Below are 24,849 nucleotides of genomic sequence, written 5' to 3' on the forward strand. Positions count from 1 at the left end.
TAAGTGCAAGAGATGAATTCACCCATCAATTTATTTGAATATGAGCAACTAGCAAAATCACATCTTTCACAGATGGCTTTTGACTATTACAGCAGTGGTGCGTGGGATGAAATCACCTTGCAGGATAATCGTGCTGCTTTTACACGAGTTAAACTCCGTCCTAAAATGCTAGTTGATGTCAGCGAAATTAACCTGACAACTAAAGTTTTAGGTGCATCTTTGCAGTTACCGCTGCTCATTGCACCAATGGCTTTTCAATGTCTCGCACATCCAGAAGGGGAAATTGCTACAGCCTCAGCAGCAGCTTCAGCTGGTGCAGGTATGGTGTTGAGTACGCTGGCTACTAAGAGTTTGGAACAAGTTGCAACGGTTGACAATGGTTTGCAATGGTTTCAGCTTTATATCCACAAAGACAGGGGTTTAACTCGTGCTTTGGTAGAAAGAGCATACACAGCAGGTTACAAAGCACTGTGTTTAACTGTGGATGCGCCAGTGTTGGGAAAGCGGGAACGAGATCAACGCAATGAATTTACCTTACCTTCTGGTTTGCATCCCGCTAATTTAACCAAGATATCAGGGTTAGATATTCCCCAGGAAAAAGGTGAATCTGGTTTATTGAGTTATTTTGCTCAACAAATTAACCCCGCGCTGACTTGGAAAGATTTGGAATGGCTGCAATCTTTGAGTCCGTTACCGTTGGTATTGAAAGGAATTTTACGGGGTGATGATGCGGTGCGGGCTGTAGAACATGGCGCTCAAGGGATTGTGGTTTCTAATCATGGTGGTAGACAATTAGATAGTGCGATCGCCTCCATAGATGCCCTACCGGAAATCATAGCAGCAGTAGACGGTAGAGCAGAAGTCCTATTAGATGGCGGCATTCGTCGCGGTACAGACATCCTCAAAGCCTTAGCCATCGGTGCAAAAGCCGTCCTTATCGGTCGCCCTGTCCTATGGGGATTAGCGGTATCTGGACAAGCGGGAGTATCTCATATCATCTCCCTACTCACAGATGAATTAACTACGGCAATGGCACTCAGCGGCTGTGCTAATTTACAAGATATTGATTCAACTTTGGTCATTCATAATTAATCATTCTTCCCCAATCCCTAAATAAATCTAAATACCTGTTGCCAAAATAAAAAAAATAGGCTATGTTTAGAAAAGTGACACCCAAGGGCGGGTGGCGGAATTGGTAGACGCACCGCACTCAAAATGCGGCACCGAAAGGTATAGGAGTTCGATTCTCCTCCCGCCCACTTTAAAAATTGTAAATATATCTTATATCGCTTCGACATACATCCACAAATGAGATATTCTCTGTGACAAAATAATTTCCTTGTAAACCTATATCTGTATTAGGGGACTTGCAATTAAAAAAATACCCTAAAATTTCTTGTGGTGCGGGCATCTTATCCGCAAATTATCAAGTTACGCACATTTAATTCTCACTCCTATGTCTAATAAATATCCTATGGACAGGTTTAGCAATATGCTACATATTAGCTTCGTTGAATCAGGTTTCGAGATTTAGAGAAAATGCAATTACATTTAAGCACCTGGCCAGAAGTTGAAACTTATCTACAAAAATCCCAGGGAATTATTTGCCCCATTGGTTCCACAGAACAACATGGCCCAACGGGTTTAATTGGGACTGATGCCATTTGTGCAGAAGCAATATCCCACGGTGTCGCAGAACAAACTCAAGGAATGGTTGCACCAACAATCAATATCGGTATGGCATTACATCATACTGCTTTTCCCGGTACAATTAGCCTCCGTCCTAGCACCTTAATTTTGGTAGTTCGGGATTATATAACTTGTTTAGCAAAAGCAGGTTTTACAAAGTTTTATTTTATTAATGGACATGGTGGAAATATTGCGACTCTGAAAGCTGCTTTTTCCGAAACCTACGCACATTTAGAAGATTTACAAATTCCTAATTCTCAAAAAGTTCAATGTCAAATTGCTAATTGGTTTATGTGCGGTTCTGTATATAAACTTGCCAAAGAATTATATGGTGATCAAGAAGGTTCTCATGCTACCCCTAGTGAAGTAGCTGTTACCCAGTACGTTTATCCAGAAGCAATCAAGCAAGCACCCCTGTCTTCAGAAGTTGCAAGTGGACATAGAATTTATGGTGCAGCTAATTTTCGAGAAAGTTACCCAGATGGCCGCATGGGTTCAAATCCGGCTTTAGCAACACCAGAACATGGTAAGCAGTTTTATGATTTGGCTGTGGGGGAATTGAGTAAAGGGTATTTGGAATTTGTGAAGGGGGAATAGGGTTTTTTCAAGCAGAGACACAAAGAGAAATTGAGGCTCTTAGGTACTTGTTATGCCAAACTTTTAATTAAACATCAAAATTTCGTTGAAAAATAAGGCAAAAAACTAAAATCAACGAAAAAAATCTAAAATGTTAATAAATAAAATCTGTATTGGCTATATGGTAAAATTTTTATGGTTTTCATGAACTATATTTAGCATAGTATGTACTGTGGAGCCGAAATTGAAAGGATGTCTAAATACATACAAATAGATGTAACATATATCTTAAATCCTGTTTATCCTTAAATCCTGTACATCCTGATTCAGACAAATAAATTAATTCATAAATAACTATGTCAGCAAGAGATTTATTTCATCAAGCAGTTAGAACAGCACTAGAAAAAGAACAATGGTTAATTACTGATGATCCATTGGAGGTAGAATTAGAAGATACAACATTGAAAATTGATTTAGGTGCAGAAAGATTAATTGCAGCCGAAAAAGGAGAAGAAAAGATTGCTGTAGAAATCAAAAGTTTTGCTAGTAACTCAGCAGTAAGTGAATTTCATACAGCATTAGGACAATTTCTCAATTATCAAATCATGTTAGAAGAGACTGAATCACAACGAGTATTATATTTAGCAGTTCCCGAAGAAACTTATAAATCCTTCTTTCAAACTCGACTTGCTAAAATTGCAGTAGCAAGACATAAACTTAAAATCATAGTATATAATCCCATAATGGAGGTAATTATCAAATGGCAAATTTAGAAAATTATCGTCAATATATTCAAACCATACTCCAGGAACACAGTCAATTTAAACCTCAATATGATGAAATAGATAATGAATTAATATTTGATACCATTCATGATCATTATCAATTATTTCGTGTCGGTTGGAATGGTTTAACCCGGATTTATCATAGTGTGATTCATTTTGATATTAAAGATAACAAAATCTGGATTCAGCAAAATACGACCGAAACAGATTTAGCTGAACAACTCGTAAATATGGGAGTACCAAAAGAGGACATTGTTTTTGGTTTACAACCACCCTATAAACGTCCTTATACTGGTTATGGTGTGGCTTAATTTTTGCCAATTTTATCCAATCTTTTTTCTAAAAATCCCACTCCCAGATCCCCGACTTCTCAATTAAACGTTAAATAAATCACAATCTTGATCCAAGAAGTCGGGATCTCAACTATAATATTTACCACAACATTAAATAATCAACTATAAAAAAATGCCATATACTGTTACCCTCACCATTGCCACAGGGAAACTTTCAGGAAAACAATACATATTTGATAGTCGCAGCACTTGTATTATCGGTAGAAGTGAAGATTGCAATTTGCAAATTGCCGATAATATTGATATGACAGTTTCTCGCTATCATTGCTTATTAGATATCAATCCTCCTGAAAACCCATAACCTTGATAACGGTAGTTAATTCAATCTACCTGAGGTAAATCATCCCACAAAGTTGTAGTTTCTCGTAAACTCTGATGAGTGCCATTACCTAAAATTAAATGGTCTAATAACGGAATACTTAAAAGTTCTGCCCCTGCTAATAATTGTTTTGTTAATTCTATATCTGCTTCACTCGGTTCTAGATTACCAGAAGGGTGATTATGGGCAACTATTACCCGCGTTGCACCATGACGAATCACTTCCCGAAAAATATCACGAGGAGAAGCTAAGGTTTCAGTCGCAGTGCCAATAGTAATCACCTTAGTTCCCAAAAACTTATTTTTCACATCTAAAAGTAGTACTGCAAAACGTTCTTGACTCTGCCACATCAAATCTTGACTAAGCGTGGCAGCCGCAGCGAGTGGGCTATCTATGACTGTTCCATCTGAAGGACGGCATAAAAAAGCACGTTTGCCTAATTCAATGGCTGCGAGAATAGTTGTGGCTTTTGCAGGGCCAATTCCGGGAATCGCCATTAACTCAGCCGGGGTAATTTCCCTTAAGGCTGCCAAAGGATCACGCTGATGTTTGCTTAATTCATGTAATATATGTTGCCCCAACCCGACTGCGGAGAGTTTACCTGGCCCTTGTCCAGTAGCCAGCAGAATGGCAATTAACTCAGCAGTAGCTAAGATTTTCGGTCCGTGGGTCATTAATCGCTCACGGGGACGCTCATTTTCTGGTAAGTCGGCGATTCTGAGGCAATATGTCATATAAAAATAAGGGGAATATGCACCACAGATGGAACTATTTCTATTTATCCCTTTTTTAAGCTACAAATTATCTCTATTGGCAAAAATCTTTAATTTTGGAAACTTACAGAGGGTTTGCCAAGTTTTGCCTTACAGCTATGCTGGGGAAGCAAGCTATGGGTAGGGTCTTTTCAGAGAAATCCCGTTACTCATACAGCGGATTGCAGATCAATGAGGTACAGAATCTAAATTCAAAGCCAGACACCAAGTCAGTTTTACTCCTGACTCCTGACTTCTGACTCCTGAATTCTGCTGTATCTTGCATCTAATTTGCTAATTGAGATTCTTGATAAATTATTTCTTGAAATTGGATCATATCTTTTTGCGGATCAGCGAGACTAACTTTAACGGACAACTGTTCACCCAAATTAACAGAACGCCTAAAGGCCATTGGTAATTGCAAGCCTAAATCTTCTAACAGAATTAATGCTAAATTGCTATCTTCCCGTAGCCACATTAAAACTGTGATTTGCCATACTTGTTCGGGATGACGGCGTAAATATTCTAGAGCATAATATCTGTTTGTTTGTCGTTCCACCATTGTTACTTCTTGGGTGGTACTGGTGACAGTCATCATCACTTCTTTTAGCTGTTCAGGGGAGAAGGGCAAAACTTCGCCACGCAAATGGGCTTTAAGTTGGAAGTGGGTGAGGAGGTCACTGTAACGACGAATGGGGGAAGTCGCTTGGGTGTATGTATCTAAGCCCAAACCAGCATGACGTACAGGTGTAATGCTCATTTCACTTTTGGGCATACAACGACGCATGGCACAGGAACGGACAAAACCAGGGGGAAGTTGTAGTAATTCTTCTTCTGGTGGTAGTTCTGGTTGGGGTTGACCGCGAAAAGGCAAGGGGATGTTATGTGTTTGTCCATAACGTGCGGCTACTTCGCCAGCGAGAATCATCATTTCTGCTACCAGTTGCCGAGATGAGGAATCATCTAAAATGTCAATGCTGATGTCATCATCTTTGACTTTGATCATCGCTTCTGGCATATTGATGCTGATGGCTCCTTGGTTATATCGCCAAGTTTTACGCCGTTTTGCTAAATTAGCGATCGCAGCAATTTCTGGTTCTGCTTCTACCCCTAATTCCAACATCTCATCTACATCTTCATAAGTGAGGCGATAAGTAGGCTTCATCAAGGTGGGATGAATACAATAATCTTCTACAGATCCCGTTTGATTTAAAACTATCCCAAAACTGAGAGCGCAACAAATTTTTCCCTGTACCAAACTCATCGGGCCGGTTGCTAGTACCTCTGGGAACATGGGAATCATCCCCGTAGGCAAATAAACAGTACTACCCCGCTTTCTGGCTTCTAAATCCAACTCATCTTCTGGTATTAACCACCGGGTGGGATCAGCAATATGTACCCACAGGCGTTCCTGTCCATCTGGTAACAATTCCCAACTCAGACCATCATCTATTTCTGTAGTACTTTCATCATCAATGGTGTATACCTTCAGATGAGTTAGATCCAGGCGATTTACATCCAAGTCTGTTGGTGGAAAATCTAAGCGTTGTTGCGCCACTTCTAATACCTTATTGGGGAACTGAACGGGAATTGAAGAACGACGCAGGAACAGGTTTTCATGGGAACTCCACCAACCCAAGTCGATCAATAGTTGAAAAGCCGCCTGGGGAGTAGCAGAACGTCCCAGCATATTCATGGTTTCTAATACTGGGGCTGGAGGTGGATATGCACGAGCTAAAGAGTCAAAATTTACTCCCATTCGCACGATGTCCGCCATTAGGGCTGCGTATTTTTCCAGTGTTTCTAAGCGTTGGCGATCCAGTCTTTGCCATTCGACACTTTCACCATTGAGTGCCTGTTCTACACGCGCTAAAAATTCCTGTTGTCCCTTAGCTTTTTGCGTCTCTACTTCAATTTGATGTTTACGTTCTGCTATTTGTGCGGCACTGCGAGGTTCGTAAGCTTCTCCTTTCTGCTTGAAATACAGTTTGTCTTCTGATAACAAGCAATGAGCAGCATAACAATGAACTGCTTCTGATTCGGAAAATAGCAAATTTGCCATTTTTCCAGGGGTGATAGTTTCCCCATCTTCTACCAATATTTCCCAAGCCACTTCCAAACTAGATGGATCTAAGTAAGGATTGACTTGCTCTAAAAAATTGGCAATTTCTGAGGGCTGATAAGTTTGCCCATCAACTATGTAAGTTAGTTGTCGAGGCGCGAGGCTGTGGGATTGACCTCGTTCATCTAACACAAACCAACGGGTCTTGCCGTCTGGACGATCTACCACGCCCAAACGGCGATCGCCTTGAACCCTAAATTCAACTAGCGTCCCCTTGTCCACAACTCTCGCACTTTATAGTAATTTTAGATTTTAGATTTTAGATTTTGGATTAAATGACTAGTAAACCAAGTTCCTAGTTATCTAGTTTAGGCTGGTGATTAGGAAAAAAGTAAAATTCTTTACCTATTTCCTGTTTTTTGTTCCCCATAACCTAACTCCAAATCTGTTGATTTTAAATTTGGAATGTCATTATTGTACACTCCCTTGGTGTTGATCAAATTTTAGATTTTGGACTGAAAGTGAACGTTTAATTTCTATTACCAACGTTACTTTTTTTTGGATCATTATCTAAAATCCAAAATCCAAAATCCAAAATCTTCTTAGCCTTCTGCGTTGATGAATGGCAACAAAGCCACAATCCGAGAGCGTTTAATCGCTAATGTTAATTCGCGCTGTTGTTTACAGGTCAGACCGCTAATCCGCCGGGGTAGAATCTTACCACGCTCTGTGATAAATTTCCGTAATAAATCAACATCTTTATAATCAATTGGTTCTCCTGGCTTGATTGGCGACAGGCGACGACGGTAGTAGCTCATATTTACTTGATTTCCTTATGAACAGTGTGTTTGTTGCAGTGGGTGCAGAACTTTTTCAGTTCTAAGCGACCAGTTGTGTTCCGACGGTTCTTGGTGCTGGTGTAGCGAGAAACGCCAGCAGAACGTTTGTCAGGGTTTGTACGACACTCGGTGCATTCTAGTGTCACTATTATGCGGGCACCTTTACTCTTAGCCATAATCTTACAAACAGTAAAGCCTGGAGAGAATTAACACAAATGACTATCTTCTCACATTTCGCTGCAATTTTTCAACTAATCGTTTAACTTTTAAGTCCAGCGAATAGCCACGTCGTGATGAAACGATGATAGTTCCAGCATAGCGGTCGTGCAGAGCCTGACGCATCTGAGTATCTGATAAGGCGGCACCACAGTCAATTCCTAAAGGAAGTAATAGTAGTATAGCAGTGGGATTAGCTATGATATTTGTCAAAGCTATGGATGTTAGCAAGGCATTAAAGCAAATAATCCCCTCTCGCTTCAATAATGCCTGCAATTGGGGAATTCTGCCAACTATTCTTTCACCTTCGACTTCTAAGACTTTTAAATCAAAAGCCCAACGCCCTAAACTTTGTCCACGATTGTTGTACACCACTATTACCCGCAAAACTAGCCAAGAGAGGATAAAGACGCAAATTTGGACAAATTGAATCCCAACATTATTGCTGCCTAGTAGGGAACTAACTAGCCAGACACCAAGAATATCTATCCCCAGTGCCATGCCTCGACGGATTATTTCTGCCTTGGGGTAGTGTTTTTGGGGTACTTTAACGATGGTCATACACAATAAGTGTTTATGTTTAGGTGTAGGAAAATAATCATTGCTCTTATCTTTAATATTAAGGTGATAATTTAAGTACTTGTTGCATGAGTCGGATTCGCAGTGACCACAAGCCAAGATAAGCGGTTGGTTACAATCATCAATACTAAACAGGTGTTTTTACCATTTATTTATTTGTATTTTTGAGGATTACCCACAATGACATCTATAGGAACAGCTGCTACTCAAATTCCAGTCAGCGCCGTAATTCCTATGCTGATTGCAATTGATGATCGTGATTATTCACAGTTTAAAGAATTAGAAAGAACCTTTGTTGATCAACATAGTGTTGAAGTATGGCAAGATGTTTTTAATTTCCGAATTTTACCAGCACTTGATCAGCACTCTAAAAAATGGTTGTTACAAGCGTGGTGTAGTGAGGGTTTTGTGAATATTAAAGATGTAGATTAAAATAATTATACAGGAGTTATTCACCATGCTGTCAGTCAGAGATGCAGAAGCTACTATCTTAAATTTAGTACGAGGCTTGGATAACCAGAAGGATATAGAATTTGTCGATTTATTGACGGCACATAATCGAATTTTGGCAACTTCGGTAAATAGTTATCTGGATTTTCCCCATTGGGATAATTCAGCAATGGATGGTTTTGCAGTGCGTTATGCAGATGTGCTGAAAGCGACGGCTGAAAAACCAACTGTTTTAGAAGTTGTGGCAGAAATCCCCGCTGGATATAAACCCCAAATTACCGTTAAACCAGGACAAGCGGCACGAATTTTTACGGGTGCGGTGATGCCAGATGGTGCAGATACTGTAGTTATGCAGGAAAAAACACACCGACAGGAAAACCGCGTTTTTATCTTTGCTGCTCCTCAACCGCAAGAGTTTGTGAGACGCAAGGGAGATTTTTACAAAGCAGGAAGCGAACTTTTGCCAGCGGGTATTCGCCTAACTGCTGCGGAAATTGCAGTTTTAGCCGCAGCAGGGCGTGATCAAATCAGTGTTTTTCGTCGTCCTCGTGTGGTAATTTTTTCTAGTGGTAATGAGTTGGTGATGCCGGGAGAAGCGCTGCAATCAGGGCAAATAGTAGATTCTAATCAGTTTGCTTTGGCAGCTTTGGTTAGGGAACTGGGGACTGAAGTGTTAGTTTTAGGAATTGTTAAGGATGATCCTACTGCGTTAAAAGAAATTATCGAGTATGCGATCGCTAATTCTGATATCGTTATTTCTTCTGGTGGCGTGTCTGTAGGCGACTATGACTATATAGAAAAGATTTTACAATCACTTGGTGCAAAAATCCATTTTCAGTCTGTGCAAATGCGTCCGGGTAAACCCCTGACTTTTGCAACTTTTCCCAATACTCTATACTTTGGTTTACCTGGAAATCCTGTGTCTGCGTTGGTGACTTGTTGGCGCTTTGTACAACCAACGATTAAAAAACTAGCGGGACTGGCTCAAGGTTGGCAAGGGAATTTTTTGAAAGTGCGATCGCACTCCGAACTACAATCTAATGGCAAGATGGAAACTTATATCTGGGGTAAGTTACATTTAGTCAATGGCATTTATGAATTTCATCAAGCCGGGGGTAATAATAGTTCTGGTAATTTAATTAATTTAGCTCAAACTAATGCTTTAGCTATTTTACCAGTCGGGAAAACCTTAGTTTATCCACGGGAAGAAGTGCTAGTTTTACAGGTGAGATAATTAATAATAACTCAAGTTCCTAGTTATCTATAGTGATCCGATGTGATTCATGAATTTTTCGTGGAGGCAGGGAACAGGGAAGAAGGCTTTCAGTATGTACGGAGTTCTGTATGGCTACGCCACGCAAGCTATCAAAAATCAAATAGGATTCCTATAGTTGAGGCTGGTAATGGGTAATTGGTATGGGTTGTAATATCCTGATATACTTAAATATAAGATTCTTTACATTTCTCTAAATAAACCAAGAGTAGTTGATTTAATGCGATCGCCATCAAAATTCATATCAGAAGTTTTTGCCACCTTGCAATTAGCAATTCCTTTAGGAGGCATTCAACTAGCGGAAGCATCCATAAGTTTTATCAATACCGTGATGATTGGATTCTTAGGGATTGAATTCCTTGCTGCTGGCGCTTTAGGTATAATTACCTTCTATACCTTAATTTTTATCTGTATGGGAATTGTCGAGGGAGCAAGTCCCCTGGCAGCTGAAGCTTTTGGTATGGGGAAAATAGATCGCATTCGCCAACTTTTTGCTCAAGGACTTTGGCTGGTAGCTGTTCTATGTTTACCGATAATATTTCTTATTTGGCATCTAGACTCAATTTTGCTGCTATCTGGTCAACAGGAAAACACAGTATTGTTAAGTAGTAGCTATTTAAGAGCAATTGTGTGGGGTTTTCCAGCGGCCATAGGCTTTTTTGTTATCAAAGAAGTGGCTACTGCGATCAATCGTCCTCAAATAATTAGTGCGATCGCCCTTTCTACTATTCCCTTAAATATTCTCATTAACTACCTTTTAATATTTGGTAAATTAGGCTTGCCACCTCTAGGATTAGCAGGGATTGGTTGGGCTGGCACCTTTGTCTACTGGGTGAATTTCCTAGCTGCTGCTGCCATAATTGCTTTCCATCCTTGGTTTCAAGAATATAAACTATTCGCTGCTCTACAGTTTAACAGAGATATATTTGCCCAACTTTGGCAAAATGGTTGGCCTCTTGGATTAGAATACGCTTCCACATTGTTCTTGTTTACCTTGATTGCCTTACTGAGTGGCTACATGGGAACAACCTTACTAGCAGCCAATGAAATTATCGTGCAAATTATAGAAGTATCTTTGATTGTGCCAACAGCGATATCTTACGCTACCATGACGCGAGTTGGACAAATGATCGGTCAGAATGATCCTGGTGGCGCAAAAAGGGCAGGATTTGCCGCAATTGCCATTGGTATAGCAGCAATTAGCCTGATTTCTGTTACTTTATGTCTATTTCCAGAGCAGATTGCCACCATCTATTTAGATGGCAGTAATTCAGATAACGTCCTAGCAATCACGTCTGCAATCCCCCTACTGAGAATTGCCTCACTTTTTCTCATAGCTTTCGGACTTAACCTGATTACTTTAGGGACGTTACTAGGTATCCAAGACACCCGCTTACCTTTATTAATTAACATCCTGTTTCAGTGGTGTATTGGCATGACTAGCGGCTACCTGCTTTGCTTTTATTTCAATTGGGGATCTATCGGTTTGTGGTCAGGTTTAACAATAGGAACTACACTAGCTACACTGTTTTTAATTTATCGTTTTTACCTTTCGATTTCTGAGATGATCGAATCTAGCGATAATGAAGAAAAGCTAGACAGGAGTAAATCCGCAAATGAGGATCAAACTCCTGTATTCAAATCAGTTTCTTAATCACTTTCAGTAGAGTTAGCAACTGAATCTTGGATTTCTTGCACAAAGTTTCGACCAACAATTTCTGGCAAAAACTTCAGTTTCTTGTAATTTGCCATCACCTGTGATCGATTACCATTTAGCTAGTGTCTAACACCACTGAATATTCATCTGATAGTGACACGCTACCGATTTGATGCAGTGTGGTTGAGAAGTAAATTTTATGAAAACACTAAGGCTTATTCAGTTAAACTTATCCAATGGGGAAATAGTATTTTAAGTGCTTAAAATAATTAAATTGTATAAAAAAACAATATGAACGTTCAAAATTTGAATCCTAGCTATCCAAACATCTATATAGATAAATGTAGTTTTGGAAGAGGAATTTTTGCTGCTCAAAACATTAGTAAAGGTGAAGTTATTCTCATCTTTACCGGTAAAATAATTAATCTTGATGAAGTTATAGCTAAAGAAGAAAAGGAAGGAGCTAATCCACTGCAAATAGATACTAACTTATATATTGACTTAGAAGAACCTGGCGTTTTTATCAATCATCATTGCGATCCTAATGCAGGGATTGTAAATACCAATATGTTAGTAGCTCTAATGAATATTTCCAAAAGTGATGAGATTTTTTGCGATTACTCTACCACTATGAGCGATACATGGACAATGGAGTGTGGGTGTTCATCGAGAAATTGTAGGAAAATCATAAAAGATTTTCATTACTTACCAACTAACGTTAAAGAAAAATATCTGAAATTAGGTATAGTCCAAGATTTCATTGTTCGTGAACACAATCGCCATACAGATGAACTTAGCTAGAGGTGCATTTTTGATAAACTGACTGAAACTATCGTAGGTTTTGTAAACAGATAATCTATAATCTAGAAGAATTCGGATAGAAAAAGCTGAGAGACAATAGACATCTTCAGTCAAGATTGTAGAGACGTTACATGGAACATCTCCACAATGGTTTCAGCTCATACATATTTAATTTCTAGCGTGGACTAATTAAAAATCAAGGCTTTTGAACCCACGAAGGTGGGTTTGGTCTGTGTAGACGTGATTTATAATCGCCAAGGGATGTATGAATTTAGACTTTTCAAACAACCTCTTAGAATATTTTTCTCAATCGCTCTCAGCAGACTTATTAACTGAATCTTGAATTTCTTGCCCAAAGTTTCGACCCACAATCGCTGACAAAAACTTCAGTTCTTCCTGCAACAAAATATAACCTATTTGTCCACACTCAGAATATTGACCACAAGGTACTTTTGTGAAGAACCCATCATAGCCATACTCCGGCAAATACCAAGGTTCTGCTTCGGGGCTAGGTAAAAATATTTCAGGTTGCTTCTCTCCTGGAGCAATAAAAATTGGGAACAGCCAACAAGGCAATGGTTTATAGTACCAGGGATGTAATCCTTTGGCTTTGGACAGTTCCTGCAATCCACAGCGAGAATCATCAAGTAAAAAGACACAGGCTGTGTCTTTGAAATATTTTGGATAGTCGTTGACGAGACGGGAAAAAGGTTTCTCTTTAAGAGCCGTTTTTTTTACCGAACACATACCTTTCCATTCAAGCTTTTCAACTGGAAAGTCTTCATATTCTTCATCATCGATAATTACTTCTTTTGGTAAATCAAGACCAATGCTTTTAAAAAACTCTGCTTCTTCTTCAACGACTTTTTGAATAGTTTCCGCAGTTTCTTGATTAACGTGAACTCCATAATGGCAGCACATACCGTGACAGCTAGACAAAGAGCAACGCTGACGATTCTGTTCAAATGAATCAATGTTAAGATTTGCCTGACTAAGTTCATCTCGGCAAGCTTGCTCTGTCTGGGGGTAAGCCGTAAAGTTTATGAACTTTTCTGGAATATTAGTGTTAGACATTTGTTTTAACTCAATTCATTTCTTTACATTACAAAAAACAGGGTGTGGGGGAATATAGAGAAAACTTTAGTTCTGGTTTGAGAGCTTTGTTAAAAAAGATGTATTTCGAGACGCAAAGCGCAAGAAATACATCTTTCAATCCCACGTTTTTCAACTTGAGTCACTACACCCCACACCCTACCCCCTACAACCTTTTGAATCGACTGTGTTAGCCTGGAAAAACCTAACTTCAAATAAGCACAGCATATATGCAACGTGGCTTGTCGTCAAGTAAAAATATTGAAGATGATTCTCTCTTCTTAAATATAGGACTAGCCCTTTCAATGTGACTAACGGAAATACGTCATTTCCGTGAGATCATCTTAAATCCTCCGCCCATATTTTGGGTTTTTTGAAGGTTGAAACAACCAATCTTCGTTCCAAATTTCACCACCTTGAAAGGGCTAAATATAGGACTTACGCGCTATACAAATCGAACATGACATGATATGAATCAACGATAATTGGTAATTTCCGGCTTTTGGGATAGCATATTAGCAGAGTGCGTCAGACTCAATCATTTGGCAAAAATGAAGAGATTTAACCAATACTATATATTTGGTGATTCCTGTAAATGTGTATATCCTGACTTTCCTATTGACAAATATCATTTAACCTACTTGATTGACAAGTGTAATTGAAAGTAATAGTATACCTTTGCATATTAACAGTTGTTTCACCATTTTTTGTTTTGATTTAATTAACAATTCTTTACTTCATTCTTCTAATACTGCTGATCCTTTAAAAAATGATTGAGAAAACAGTCAATAACCGTCGTCTGAAAATATGTATTCCATGTTTTGCAGATGTTCAATCTCTAATTGCTGCTTTACAACCCAACTACTCTATCTACTGTTTTCGACCAAAAATTTTAGCAGAAAAAGTCCAGCAATTTATATCTCTCTTTCCTGGAACAGTCATATATGCACTAAAGTGCAACCCACAACCCATTGTTGTAGATGCTTTATATAAAGCAGGAATTAGAGGATTTGATATTGCTTCAGAAGCTGAGTTTTCACAAATATCCAATGCTTATAAAGATGCAAAGTCATATTTTATGCACCCGGTAAAAAGCCGCGCTGCTATCAAATCTGCTTATTGGGATCATGGGATACGACACTTTGTAGTCGATCACTATGATGAATTAGAAAAAATATTACAGGAGACTGGTGGGGAAGATATTGTGATTATGGTGCGTTTAAAAACACCAGCATCACAAGGCAGCTTCTACAACCTTTCCAAAAAATTTGGCGCAGAACCAAACGATGCAAGTAGTTTGATTAAAGAAGCTGAGAAACATGGCTGTAAAACAGGCATTACTTTTCATGTTGGATCTCAATGTATTGACCCTAAAGCTTACAGCATTGCTTTAGACATTGTAGGAGAGGTCATTCATAGTACTAGTATTCAACCAATTTGCCTTGATATAGGTGGGGGTTTTCCCAATGCTTATCCAGGAACTAATGTTCCTCTTTTAGAAGATTATATGACAGAGATAAAGCATGGACTAAATCGGCTGAGATTATCGCCTCAAACCCAAGTCATAGCAGAACCAGGACGCGCACTCGTTGCCTCTAGTTGTTCATTATTAGTGCAAGTGCAATTGCGTAAAAAAAACCAACTTTACATCAATGATGGTATTTACGGTGGGTTATCTGAATTGTATGATTCAAAAATTCAGCTACCAGCGAGAGTTGTTCGGCTTAATGATTTTACTTCTAATAAGTTAGAAGAGTTTTATATTAATGGCGCAACCTGTGATTCTGCCGATATGCTGCCAACACCCTTAAAATTGTCTAATGATGTGCGTGAAGGTGATTGGATTGAAATTGACCAAATTGGTGCATATTCAAATTCATCCGTTACTCGTTTTAATGGTTTGTGTTCCGAAGCCTTTTCGATTTTGTATGATGAGCCGCTAAGTAGAGCCGCATTATCTTAATTATCTTATTAGAATCTAATTCTAACTGGGTTCTCAAGTTTCATTGGATATCGAAGCATTTTTACTAACGAGGTTTTCATGTCACACCATCCTGCTAATTATATTTCTACTACTAATAAGCCAGCATTTTTGATGAATGTTCCCTTTTCTTTGTCGGCTGAAGTTCCTAATAATCTTTATATGCAAAAACTTAGCCCTGATAAGCGTATTATTGACCAAGAAAATGCGATTTCACAATTCATGTCATTATATAGCTTTGTATCGCGTTTTGCGCTTGTTTATTTGCTTCCTAGCTGTTCTGGTCTTCAGGATCAGACCTATGTGGCAAATTTAGGTATTGTTTTACCTCATACTCAAGAGCAAACTGTTGTGATTGCAAATTACTATTCAGAGCTGAGACGGAACGAGAGTAGTATCGGACTTGAATTTTTCAAGCATTTAGGTTTTTCTTCTGTCCAACAAGCGCCTGCCTATTTTGAAGGAGAGGCAGATTTAAAGCATATAAAGGACAACGTTTATATTGGCGCTCATGGTATTCGCACTTCAAAGAACGCTTTAGATTGGTTTAGTCAAACTTTTGAGATGAAAGTAATTCCTTTTTTCATGAAAGATGGATATCTATATCATCTTGACTGCTGTGTTTTTCCAATTTTATCTGAGCAGGTCGCTGTGTGTACACACATAGCTGAGAAAAAAACTTTGCTAGAACTGGAAAAATATACTTATATTTATGACATTGAATATAATTCTGCCTATGCTGGACTTTGCAATAGTGTGGTTTTAGGAAAATACATCCTTTGTGAATCTAATATCGAAGAACTTTCGTCCTCTGATCAGAACTATGATCTGGAAAAAACTAAGATTGAATCATTAAACAAGCTGTGTACATATATGGGAATGGAACCTGTGTTGTTCAATTTATCCGAGTTCCACAAATCAGGAGCATCGCTCTCATGTATGATGATGCACCTAAACCGGAATAATTATAGAGAAGTACTTGACTATCAAGAAGCAACTTCATCTGCTAAAGAAATTAATAGAAAATATACTAATATTTATTCGTGATGATTTTTTTGAAAAAAATTTCTATAATTTTGAGGAGTTTAGTCATATATATTAGCTTAATTACAGGATAAAATATTCATGAATAATAACCAAAATCTCCTCCCACATGAACGGTATTGTGAACTATTGAATCGACAAGGAGGAACATTTAATATCACAATATCCAGCCAGATAAAGGGGATCTTAACACCAGAGATGATCAGACAGGCTCTTGACATGGCTCAGTCTCGTCATCCACGCCTGAATTGGCGAATTGTTGAGGAACAGGATTGTTTGCAATTTAAAACGGAAGGTACGCAAAAGATTCCGCTACAGGTTGTGGATAAGCTCCATGATAAATACTGGCAAGAAATTGTTACCGCACAAATTAACAAAGAAATTGATAGTAGCAAGTGCCTGATGCGAGCTGTACTGATTCGCGCTCTCGATGAAAAAGATAGCAACTATTTGATTACAACTGTGCATCATGCAATAGCAGATGGACTTTCATTTGTGCAACTGCAATCGGAAATCTTGAGCTACTGTCAAAAAATTGCTTCAGGTGAAACTCTAACTCAAGTGACACCCTTACCTGTAATACCCTCACTAGAAAAACTCTTGCCACATTTAACGACAACCAGTCAGCCGTATGAATCACACTTGGAGATAGATACCTTAGGTTTTGAAAAGTGGGTTCCCATAGAAAGCCGCAAAACTGCCTACATTTACAAATATCTCGATGAAAAGTTAACTCAACATCTGAAAAAAATTGCGAGACAGGAAAAAACAACCTTGCATGGAGCATTTTGTGCAGCCCTGATGTTAGCAACAGCCGGAATTATCAGAGCAACTCAAAAAATTGAGGTTGTGCGTGCCTCTTGCACTACGATTTTTAATTTGCGTCCTTATTTAAAATTTACTGTTAGTAACGAGCATTTGAACTCGTTGGCTTGGGATGCAATCTCATGGCAAACTCTAGAAAAAAACACATCTTTTTGGGGTTTGTCGCGGGAGGTAAGACAACAGATTCGATCGGTTTTAAAGAGCGGTGCTTTTATTAGCGAAATCACTTCAGAACAGCTTGATGAGTTTATCGATCTTCTCGGCAAAGAAGTGGAAACAACCGCCGATATCAGCAATCTGGGAAAACTTAATATTCCCACAGTATACGGGACATTTGAACTTGAGGAAATTCACACCGTTTGTGGAACAGCTGCATTTGGGGGAATGCCGACCCTTATCATATCTGAGTTTCGAGAAAAAACATTATTATCTTTCTTGTTTTCTGAGCCTTCGGTTAGTCAAACGACGATGGAGAATTTAGCAAACAATGTAATATCCAATCTCATCGACGCTTGCTACTAAAAACTAAGACGATGCCCAAACTAGACATCGCCTTTTAATCTGGTTAGCTAACTACTGCTTCTGCTTTTGCTTTCACTGGTACATAGGGTTTTTCTGCACCTTGGGCTAAATATGCAGCTAATTGGCTTTCGATTTCATCACGCACAATTTGCCGATATTCCATAAAATGCTCGATGTGAGCGCAGGTAGAAACGTATTGTTCGATCACTTTGGGGTTATGCTTGAGAATGCTAAAGAAGTGATGCCAGAATTTCCAGCGGGTTTCTCTTTTAAAACCTTGTCGCCAAATCACAATTAGCAATGCTCTGATAACTACCCATTCTGGGGTTTTGGCTGGTGCTGTCCATTTGGGAGAACCCAACATCAGGAAACAACGATAGGTGCGATCTAAATAGGCTACAGGATCATATAAAGCACAGAAAGCTTCCACATATTCCCTCGCAAGTTCTTCTAGGGGACGGGTGGGAATGAAATTCATCAGAGTAGTTTGATTGATGTTCCCATCTTTATTTTCCCGCAGTCTGCCTTCTTTTGTGAGACGATGCCATAGGGCGGTATTTGGTAACGCTTGTAACATGGCAAAGGTTGTAGAAGGGATAGCGGCTAGTTCTGCAAATCTGACGATGCGATCGCCTGCACCAGCTTTTTCACCATCAAAACCAATAATAAACCCAGCCATTGGCCGCAGTCCAGTTCTAATGATTGTTTCTACTGACTCAGTTAAAGAACTGCGGGTATTTTGGAATTTCTTAGTTAGTTGTAAACTATCTTCATCTGGCGTTTCAATACCCAAAAATACGGCTTTAAATCCACAATCAACCATCAACTCCATCATTTCTTGATCTTGTGCCAAATCAATGGAAGCTTCTGTATCAAAATTAAAGGGATATTGATGTGCTTCCATCCAGACTTTTAACTCTTTTAGCAACAATTTCACATTGCGTTTGTTGCCAATAAAGTTATCATCTACCATGAACACGCCACGTCGCCAACCCAACTCATAGAGATAATCTAACTCTGCTAAAAGTTGTGCAGGTGTTTTGGTTCTGGGTTTGCGTCCATATAAAACAATGATGTCGCAAAATTCGCACTGGAAGGGACAACCCCGCGAAAACTGCACGGACATCATATCATAGGCATTAAATTCTAATAAATCAAAGCGGGGAATGGGTGTACCAGTGACATCAGGTTTTTCAGTAGCCCGGAAAACACCAGATTTTTCACCTTTCTGCACTGCTTCCACAAACATGGGTAAAGTCAGTTCCCCTTCATCGAGAATCAGGAAATCTGCCCCTGCTGCTTCAACTTCATGGGGTGTCGATGTGGGGTAGGGGCCACCTAGCGCCACCAGCTTACCACGCTGTTTTGCTTCTCGAATTTGATCCAGTAAATCTTGTTTTTGGACAATCATGGCAGAGAAAATGACAATATCTGCCCATGCCCATTCTTCCTCGGTTGCAGCGCGAATGTTACGATCTACAAGTTTAAATTCCCACTCTTGGGGTAAAATCGCCGCTACTGTGACTAAACCCAAAGGTGGTAACAGTACCTTGCGATCAACTAACGCTAGAATTTTCTCATAAGACCAAAAGGTTTTGGGAAATATTGGATAAACTAGCAAAACACGCATAGTATCACCCCTCACGATTTATTTGTGATCTAACTGTAACCAAAATTAAGACTAATTGACTTTTTTCTCAATTTGCCTGGTGTATGTTAGAATGGGGGAATTGTCAGAATCAGGATGTCCAGGATTTAAGGATTTACAGGATGAAGACAGAATTTCATCAATAATTACGTATCAGTAACTACCTATTACCAGCCTCGACTAGATAATTAGCAACTTGGGTTAAGATGATTTTTGATGGATAGTACAGGTTGGGACTACATAAAATTACTGATACTATGATTTCACATAGAAATACTCTTTTAGAAGCACGTAAAATTTATTCACAGTGTGCAGCTAAAGTAGAACAATGTATTGCACAACAAGGGCTTACTGATGTACTCTCAACCCAAGTCATTGGAATAGGTGTTGCGACTGAATGGATAAGACGTGCAGCAGAGATGGATAGCATTTACTACATGGGTAAAAACTTAAATAAATCAAAAAACAATGAGTTGTTTGTTGAACTTTTAAGATTTAGCTTCTCTTGGTTTGCTATTAATGCAATTTTTACTCGTAAGGAACTGCTTGATTTATTTGTTGGAACTCCCTCGAATAGAGGAACTGAATACTCTAAGTTTTGTGTTATTTATAACAGTGCTTCACCAGCAAATGTATCATTTAGGCTGCAAGAACTTCGTCAATTACTTAATACAAATATTGTAACACGATTACCTAACATGAGTAGCCAGTCTGTCATAACTTTACAGGCTATCTGCTGGAAATACTTACCCAGTGATGTTCGTGGAGATACGGCGAAAGCTATTAGAGACGCAGCACAGGCAGGAAGTGCTAACTCTCTTGATATGCCTACTCTTTTGTACGCCTTCCGCAACTGGTCAGTTCATGGAAACGCACTGCATGGCTGTTTTGGAAGTCATTCCAGATTCTACCAATATTCCTGTTTACTTCAAGATACATTAGCTAAAGTACATTATGATACAGCACAAAAACTCCATACTATGCTCTAACCATTTCAGGACTTACGCAACTGGCACATTGGTAGGGTGCGTCAGATATCAAAAATATGTTTATTTACTAGATTTATGCAGTCTGACGCACCCTACAATAGATTTTTGGTGTGACACTTGCGTAAGTCCTACATTTAATACCCCAAAGCCTGACAACTCTTTAGAGCTATCAGGCCGTCACCGCGACCCGCCCATGAAGCGGACTTAATTGTATAGTGGGCGATTAGGGAGTTGCGCTGTGTCCTGTTTACTACAACAGGCTAAACTTTATTTAATACACTTATTAAAACTGAAATTAAATCATCTTGTCAAGGTATCCCCTACTAAAAAGGTGCAAAAGTTTAGACACTATAGACGCAAAATATCTCTGAAACTCTCTTTCCTTCGCTTCCTTCGTGTCTTCGTGGTTTGTTCTTTCTTGATTTGTGCCTTTTTTATTTCCATAGGAGCGATGCCTGTGGTAAGAGAAGCGATTCGCATGAGATAAACTAGAGAAAATATCAGACTATCTGAGCAACTTTTTCTTATGTTTGCTGAAACATCCTCAAGATATGTTACACGCAATCCTGAAATTTTAGGTGGAGAGCCAATTATCACAGGCACTCGTACATCTATCAGCGCTATTGTTGGTTTATGGCGATTGGGCATTATGCCAGAAGAAATCCCTAATCATTTACCGCATTTAACACTAGCACAAGTATTTGATGCCTTGAGTTTTTATTTAGATCATCAAGCAGAAATTAATGATTATATTGAACGAAATCAAGTACCTAATGAATTAGTACATCCTGCTGTGAAAGCTGCATTAGGCACAGTATGACTATTTTTGCTGCACTTTATATAGATGAAGATATGTCCGCATTAGTCGCAACCATGAATGCGTTCTCGTGGTTTGGATGTGACAACTGTTCCTGAACAAGCAACACTGGGAAAAACTGATCGTCAACAGCTAGAATTTGCAACTTCTCTATGTAGATGTATCCTCACTCATAACCGAGTTGATTTTGAAAGATTGCATCTTCAATTTATAGAGGAAGAAAAACAGCATTTTGGAATTATTGTTGTCCCTCAGAAAAATGCTTATGAAATTGCACAACGGGTTGGCATTTTGGTAAGTACCTTAATGGCTGATGAAATTAAAAATCAGCTATTATATGCCTAATTCCTGTGAAAAGTTCAGATCGCCCTTATAACCATGAACATTAATCTAAAACCTATTCTCACTCGCCTGAAAAAAGAACTCACTGACCTGTATGGCGATCGCTTGCAGCACCTCACCCTCTTTGGTTCTCAAGCTCGTGGTGATGCAGAACCCGGATCAGATATAGATGTGTTGGTAGTGCTGAAGTCTCCCGTCAACCCCGGTGAAGAAATCAAACGCACGGGTAAAGCGATCGCTGATCTTTCCCTACACTACGATGTTGTCATTAGCTGTCTTTTCATGGACGAAACCCACTACCAAACCCGCAACGGCTCCTTACTTCGTAATATCCGTAAAGAAGGCGTTCTTCTATGACGGACGAACAACGGGAACTTCTCCTCAAAGCCCAACAGAGTTTAGAAGCCGCAAAACTCCTACTTACCAACAACTACCCAGACTACGCCACCTCCCGCGCCTACTACGCCATGTTCTACATTGCAGAAGCATTTCTAGAAGGTAAGGGACTTTCATTTTCTAAACATTCAGCCGTTATTGCTGCTTTCGGGCGAGAATTTGCCAAACCTCAACTAGTCCCAACTAATTTTCATCGTTTCCTAATTGAAGCATAGGAACTGCGAACTACTGGCGACTACGGACAATTGAACGCCGTCACAACAGACCAAGCCGCACAACAAATTGACCGCGCGGAGGAATTTTTGTCCCTAGCAATTCAGTTCATTGGTGCAATATAAGATTGCTGAACAGTTTCAAATAACTCACCTTTTTTGTTTGTATGGAAGCGGTATCTGCGGGGAGGGATGCGATCGCACATACCAATAATCATTCTTCCCCTTAAAAATTGACGAATCAAATCTTTTTCAAATTTCAATACAACCGTGGCGCAGTACGATCGCATCTCTTGCAAACTTACACCTCATTAAACCAGCCTTTTTACCTCCCTGGGAGCGATCGCATTTCCATAGTCAGTTTATTAAACTTCTGGCTGAGTATATTAAGTTAGGTAAAGCTGTAGGCGCTGCTTTTCACCCATGCTGATCAAGGGTATTCTGAGAATGATAAGCTAAACAGTGACATAAAAAAGTGACTTAGGATGAAGTGTTAAATGGGTGTTTCCTCAACGGCTCCTCTCCTCCTCCGGGCTGCACGTGGTGAAGTAGTAGATCGTCCCCCCGTATGGATGATGCGACAAGCGGGGCGCTATATGAAAGCATATCGGGATTTGCGAGAAAAATATCCTTCATTCCGCGATCGCTCAGAAATTCCAGAAGTAGCGATTGAAGTTTCCCTCCAACCTTGGAGAGCTTTCCAACCCGATGGAGTTATTTTATTTTCCGATATTGTCACTCCCCTCCCAGGAATGGGGATTGAAATGGATATTGCGGAAGGTAAAGGCCCAATTATTCACTCGCCCATTCGCACTCAACAACAAGTTGATCAACTGCGTCCTCTAGAACCAGAAATATCCCTGCCATTTATCAAAACGATTTTGCAGGCATTACGGCAGGAAGTAGGCAATCAATCAACGGTGTTAGGCTTTGTGGGCGCACCTTGGACATTAGCCGCTTATGTGGTGGAAGGCAAAGGTTCTAAAACCTATTCCATCATTAAAAACATGGCATTTAGCGACCCAACGATGCTACATCAGTTTTTGGAAAAATTGGCTGATGCGATCGCAATCTATGTCCGCTACCAAATTGACTGCGGCGCTCAAGTTGTGCAAATGTTCGATTCTTGGGCAGGACAACTCAGCCCCCAAGATTATGACACCTTTGCCCTACCTTATCAAAAAATGGTGTTCGAGAAAGTCAAAGCAACTCATCCTGATACACCCTTAATTTTGTTAGTTAGTGGTAGCGCAGGTATTCTCGAACGCATGGCACAATCCGGGGCGGATATCGTTACTGTCGATTGGGCTGTGGATATGGCAGATGCACGGGCTAGATTAGGTAAACACGTCAAAGTTCAAGGAAACCTTGATCCTGGTGTGTTATTTGGTTCAAAAGAGTTCATCCGCGATCGCATTCTAGACACCGTTCGCAAAGCCGGTAACTGGGGACACATCCTCAATCTTGGTCATGGTGTACTACCAGCCACACCAGAAGAAAATGTCGCTTTCTTCTTTGAAACTGCAAAAAAACTGAATGCTTTGGTGTAATTCTTTTGGGTGGGCAAATGCCCACCTAATTAATTAACATCAGTTCAACCTCGCTTTTTTCCTTGCTGCCAACTTTGACTATTAGGCTTTTTACTAAACTCCCCATTAGGAAAAAGTCGCTGTTCTAATTCTTCATAACTCCCTTCAAAATCACAACTTCCATAAAGCGGACATTGACGACAATAAACGCTTTTTGTATAACGTTCTAAATTTTCGCGGTTGAAAAAATAAGGTTTGTGGCTAAAGGTACTCGCTACCCACTGCCATGACATATTATTACTCGCTGGGTCGCCATCAAGCAAATGTTGCAGAAACCATTTTGCGCCTGCTTGCCATTGAATATGTCGCCAATGAATCACATAAGCTGCTAACCACATTCTGATATGGTTGTGCAGATAGCCAGTTGCTCGCAATTCTCGGCTAAAGCTATCAATACAAAATAGTCCTGTTGTACCTTCGGTGATGTCTAGAGGTAAATCTGCTGCGTAGTTTGCTAGTTTGTATCCAGTTTTATATTCTTCTTGATTTTGCCAAATACCATCCCCCAGCTTTACATATAACCTTTGCCAATAGTCACGCCAACCTAACTCGGTAATTAATTTAGTAGCTTCATCTAAATTCTGGACATGATCAAGGATATAATCTCGAATTTCTCGCAAACTCAAAACACCATAACGAATGTAAGGTGATAGTTTAGTAACATCACCTGTTAGAAAATTACGTGTTTTTCCATAAGCATCTGGATTGACTTGATGTAATACTTGTTCGGCTGCTTTCCTTCCGCCTAAAGTCATACTAATGTGATCATCTCGTTCTGTAGCTGTGGGGAACTGTTCGCGGAGGTAAGCTATTAATTCCTCTCGACTAGTAAAATCACGTAACATAGTTTTACTGATTTAAACATAATTTGAGTGACCAAGTGATTCCTTAAGGAGTAAATTATGACAAAATATACACAGAAATCGGTGTTGAATATTCTTATCTTTTTTTTTGCCTTCTCATATTCCCAATAGTATCAATAATTTGAGGAAATCAAAATACCCGTAGCAGTTGTCAGATTATTGAAGTACAGTTTTCAAT

The 24,849-nt window shown here is 39.5% G+C and carries 27 protein-coding genes and 1 tRNA gene; 19 read left to right on the forward strand and 9 right to left on the reverse strand.

The features are described 5' to 3' along the window. Positions 1 to 12: 12 nt before the first annotated feature. The 6 genes from AC012T_RS05325 to AC012T_RS05350 all read left to right on the forward strand — a co-directional run bounded on the left by AC012T_RS05325 (position 13) and on the right by AC012T_RS05350 (position 3,704). Positions 13 to 1,092, forward strand: a complete 1,080-nt coding sequence (locus AC012T_RS05325) for an alpha-hydroxy acid oxidase (RefSeq protein WP_487066456.1) — start codon at positions 13 to 15, stop codon at positions 1,090 to 1,092. An 85-nt stretch (positions 1,093 to 1,177) separates the two neighbouring features. Continuing rightward, a tRNA-Leu gene (locus AC012T_RS05330) sits at positions 1,178 to 1,259 on the forward strand. 280 nt (positions 1,260 to 1,539) lie between these two features. Then, positions 1,540 to 2,286, forward strand: coding sequence for a creatininase family protein (locus tag AC012T_RS05335; protein WP_487063752.1), 747 nt, complete (start codon positions 1,540 to 1,542; stop codon positions 2,284 to 2,286). 335 nt (positions 2,287 to 2,621) lie between these two features. Further along, positions 2,622 to 3,038, forward strand: coding sequence for a XisH family protein (locus tag AC012T_RS05340; protein ID WP_168494987.1), 417 nt, complete (start codon positions 2,622 to 2,624; stop codon positions 3,036 to 3,038). Then, a complete protein-coding gene (locus AC012T_RS05345) occupies positions 3,026 to 3,361 on the forward strand; it encodes an element excision factor XisI family protein (protein ID WP_487063754.1) in 336 nt (111 codons plus the stop codon). The genes AC012T_RS05340 and AC012T_RS05345 overlap by 13 nt, the downstream gene beginning before the upstream one ends. Positions 3,362 to 3,515: 154 nt before the next feature. Continuing rightward, positions 3,516 to 3,704 (forward strand): FHA domain-containing protein, encoded by a 189-nt coding sequence (locus AC012T_RS05350; RefSeq protein WP_487063756.1) that lies wholly within the window; start codon positions 3,516 to 3,518, stop codon positions 3,702 to 3,704. A gap of 20 nt (positions 3,705 to 3,724) precedes the next feature. Here the strand turns inward: AC012T_RS05350 and radC are convergent, their stop codons facing one another. The 5 genes from radC to AC012T_RS05375 form a co-directional block, all read right to left on the reverse strand. Next, positions 3,725 to 4,456: a RadC family protein gene (gene radC / locus AC012T_RS05355; RefSeq protein WP_487063758.1), complete on the reverse strand. Its 732-nt coding sequence runs from the start codon at positions 4,454 to 4,456 to the stop codon at positions 3,725 to 3,727. A 304-nt stretch (positions 4,457 to 4,760) separates the two neighbouring features. Then, positions 4,761 to 6,818, reverse strand: coding sequence for a ribonuclease catalytic domain-containing protein (locus AC012T_RS05360; RefSeq protein WP_487063760.1), 2,058 nt, complete (start codon positions 6,816 to 6,818; stop codon positions 4,761 to 4,763). 320 nt (positions 6,819 to 7,138) lie between these two features. Beyond that, positions 7,139 to 7,354, reverse strand: a complete 216-nt coding sequence (gene rpsR / locus AC012T_RS05365; protein WP_015217159.1) for a 30S ribosomal protein S18 — start codon at positions 7,352 to 7,354, stop codon at positions 7,139 to 7,141. 2 nt (positions 7,355 to 7,356) lie between these two features. Further along, positions 7,357 to 7,551, reverse strand: coding sequence for a 50S ribosomal protein L33 (gene rpmG / locus AC012T_RS05370; RefSeq protein ID WP_015217160.1), 195 nt, complete (start codon positions 7,549 to 7,551; stop codon positions 7,357 to 7,359). A gap of 43 nt (positions 7,552 to 7,594) precedes the next feature. Next, the gene (locus tag AC012T_RS05375; protein WP_487063762.1) at positions 7,595 to 8,152 is read right to left on the reverse strand and encodes an RDD family protein; all 558 of its coding nucleotides are present in this window, start codon (positions 8,150 to 8,152) and stop codon (positions 7,595 to 7,597) included. Positions 8,153 to 8,350: 198 nt separating this feature from the next. Here AC012T_RS05375 and AC012T_RS05380 point away from each other — a divergent pair, with 198 nt between their 5' ends. From AC012T_RS05380 to AC012T_RS05395, 4 genes are all read left to right on the forward strand, one after another. Continuing rightward, positions 8,351 to 8,602, forward strand: coding sequence for a hypothetical protein (locus tag AC012T_RS05380; protein WP_487063764.1), 252 nt, complete (start codon positions 8,351 to 8,353; stop codon positions 8,600 to 8,602). A gap of 25 nt (positions 8,603 to 8,627) precedes the next feature. Next, a complete protein-coding gene (locus tag AC012T_RS05385; RefSeq protein ID WP_487063766.1) occupies positions 8,628 to 9,854 on the forward strand; it encodes a molybdopterin molybdotransferase MoeA in 1,227 nt (408 codons plus the stop codon). 259 nt (positions 9,855 to 10,113) lie between these two features. After that, positions 10,114 to 11,547 carry an MATE family efflux transporter gene (locus AC012T_RS05390; RefSeq protein ID WP_487063768.1) on the forward strand — a complete coding sequence of 478 codons (1,434 nt, stop codon included), beginning with the start codon at positions 10,114 to 10,116 and terminating at the stop codon, positions 11,545 to 11,547. Between the two features lie 294 nt (positions 11,548 to 11,841). After that, positions 11,842 to 12,351, forward strand: coding sequence for an SET domain-containing protein (locus tag AC012T_RS05395; protein WP_487063770.1), 510 nt, complete (start codon positions 11,842 to 11,844; stop codon positions 12,349 to 12,351). A 306-nt stretch (positions 12,352 to 12,657) separates the two neighbouring features. On the opposite strand, the gene AC012T_RS05400 is transcribed toward AC012T_RS05395, so the two are convergent. Continuing rightward, a complete protein-coding gene (locus AC012T_RS05400; RefSeq protein ID WP_487063772.1) occupies positions 12,658 to 13,425 on the reverse strand; it encodes a DUF3109 family protein in 768 nt (255 codons plus the stop codon). A 787-nt stretch (positions 13,426 to 14,212) separates the two neighbouring features. Here AC012T_RS05400 and AC012T_RS05405 point away from each other — a divergent pair. The 3 genes from AC012T_RS05405 to AC012T_RS05415 all read left to right on the forward strand — a co-directional run bounded on the left by AC012T_RS05405 (position 14,213) and on the right by AC012T_RS05415 (position 17,815). After that, entirely contained in the window at positions 14,213 to 15,406 is a 1,194-nt protein-coding gene (locus tag AC012T_RS05405; protein ID WP_487063774.1) for a type III PLP-dependent enzyme domain-containing protein, read from the forward strand. A 78-nt stretch (positions 15,407 to 15,484) separates the two neighbouring features. Next, a complete protein-coding gene (locus AC012T_RS05410; RefSeq protein ID WP_487063776.1) occupies positions 15,485 to 16,471 on the forward strand; it encodes an arginine deiminase-related protein in 987 nt (328 codons plus the stop codon). Positions 16,472 to 16,549: 78 nt separating this feature from the next. Then, the gene (locus AC012T_RS05415) at positions 16,550 to 17,815 is read left to right on the forward strand and encodes a condensation domain-containing protein (RefSeq protein WP_487063778.1); all 1,266 of its coding nucleotides are present in this window, start codon (positions 16,550 to 16,552) and stop codon (positions 17,813 to 17,815) included. A 43-nt stretch (positions 17,816 to 17,858) separates the two neighbouring features. Here AC012T_RS05415 and AC012T_RS05420 read toward each other — a convergent pair whose 3' ends face one another. Next, positions 17,859 to 19,445, reverse strand: a complete 1,587-nt coding sequence (locus tag AC012T_RS05420) for a B12-binding domain-containing radical SAM protein (RefSeq protein WP_487063780.1) — start codon at positions 19,443 to 19,445, stop codon at positions 17,859 to 17,861. A gap of 275 nt (positions 19,446 to 19,720) precedes the next feature. Here AC012T_RS05420 and AC012T_RS05425 point away from each other — a divergent pair, with 275 nt between their 5' ends. The 5 genes from AC012T_RS05425 to AC012T_RS05445 all read left to right on the forward strand — a co-directional run bounded on the left by AC012T_RS05425 (position 19,721) and on the right by AC012T_RS05445 (position 22,222). Then, positions 19,721 to 20,452, forward strand: a complete 732-nt coding sequence (locus AC012T_RS05425; protein WP_487063782.1) for a hypothetical protein — start codon at positions 19,721 to 19,723, stop codon at positions 20,450 to 20,452. Positions 20,453 to 20,978: 526 nt separating this feature from the next. Next, a complete protein-coding gene (locus tag AC012T_RS05430; protein WP_487063784.1) occupies positions 20,979 to 21,272 on the forward strand; it encodes a DUF433 domain-containing protein in 294 nt (97 codons plus the stop codon). A gap of 57 nt (positions 21,273 to 21,329) precedes the next feature. Further along, complete coding sequence (locus AC012T_RS05435; protein WP_487063786.1) at positions 21,330 to 21,614, forward strand: DUF5615 family PIN-like protein; 285 nt, start codon at positions 21,330 to 21,332, stop codon at positions 21,612 to 21,614. Between the two features lie 33 nt (positions 21,615 to 21,647). After that, positions 21,648 to 21,968: a nucleotidyltransferase domain-containing protein gene (locus AC012T_RS05440; RefSeq protein WP_487063788.1), complete on the forward strand. Its 321-nt coding sequence runs from the start codon at positions 21,648 to 21,650 to the stop codon at positions 21,966 to 21,968. Next, entirely contained in the window at positions 21,965 to 22,222 is a 258-nt protein-coding gene (locus AC012T_RS05445; RefSeq protein WP_487063790.1) for a HEPN domain-containing protein, read from the forward strand. The genes AC012T_RS05440 and AC012T_RS05445 overlap by 4 nt, the downstream gene beginning before the upstream one ends. 101 nt (positions 22,223 to 22,323) lie before the next feature. Here AC012T_RS05445 and AC012T_RS05450 read toward each other — a convergent pair whose 3' ends face one another. Next, positions 22,324 to 22,509 (reverse strand): hypothetical protein, encoded by a 186-nt coding sequence (locus AC012T_RS05450; protein WP_487063792.1) that lies wholly within the window; start codon positions 22,507 to 22,509, stop codon positions 22,324 to 22,326. Positions 22,510 to 22,716: 207 nt separating this feature from the next. Between AC012T_RS05450 and hemE the strand changes: the two genes are divergently transcribed. Then, on the forward strand, positions 22,717 to 23,769 hold the full coding sequence (gene hemE, locus AC012T_RS05455; RefSeq protein ID WP_015217182.1) for a uroporphyrinogen decarboxylase: 1,053 nt from the start codon (positions 22,717 to 22,719) through the stop codon (positions 23,767 to 23,769). Between the two features lie 44 nt (positions 23,770 to 23,813). Here hemE and AC012T_RS05460 read toward each other — a convergent pair whose 3' ends face one another. After that, on the reverse strand, positions 23,814 to 24,653 hold the full coding sequence (locus AC012T_RS05460) for an FAD-binding domain-containing protein (protein WP_487063794.1): 840 nt from the start codon (positions 24,651 to 24,653) through the stop codon (positions 23,814 to 23,816). Positions 24,654 to 24,849: the final 196 nt, after the last annotated feature.

The sequence above is a fragment of the Anabaena sp. EIM26 genome (genome assembly GCF_057568715.1).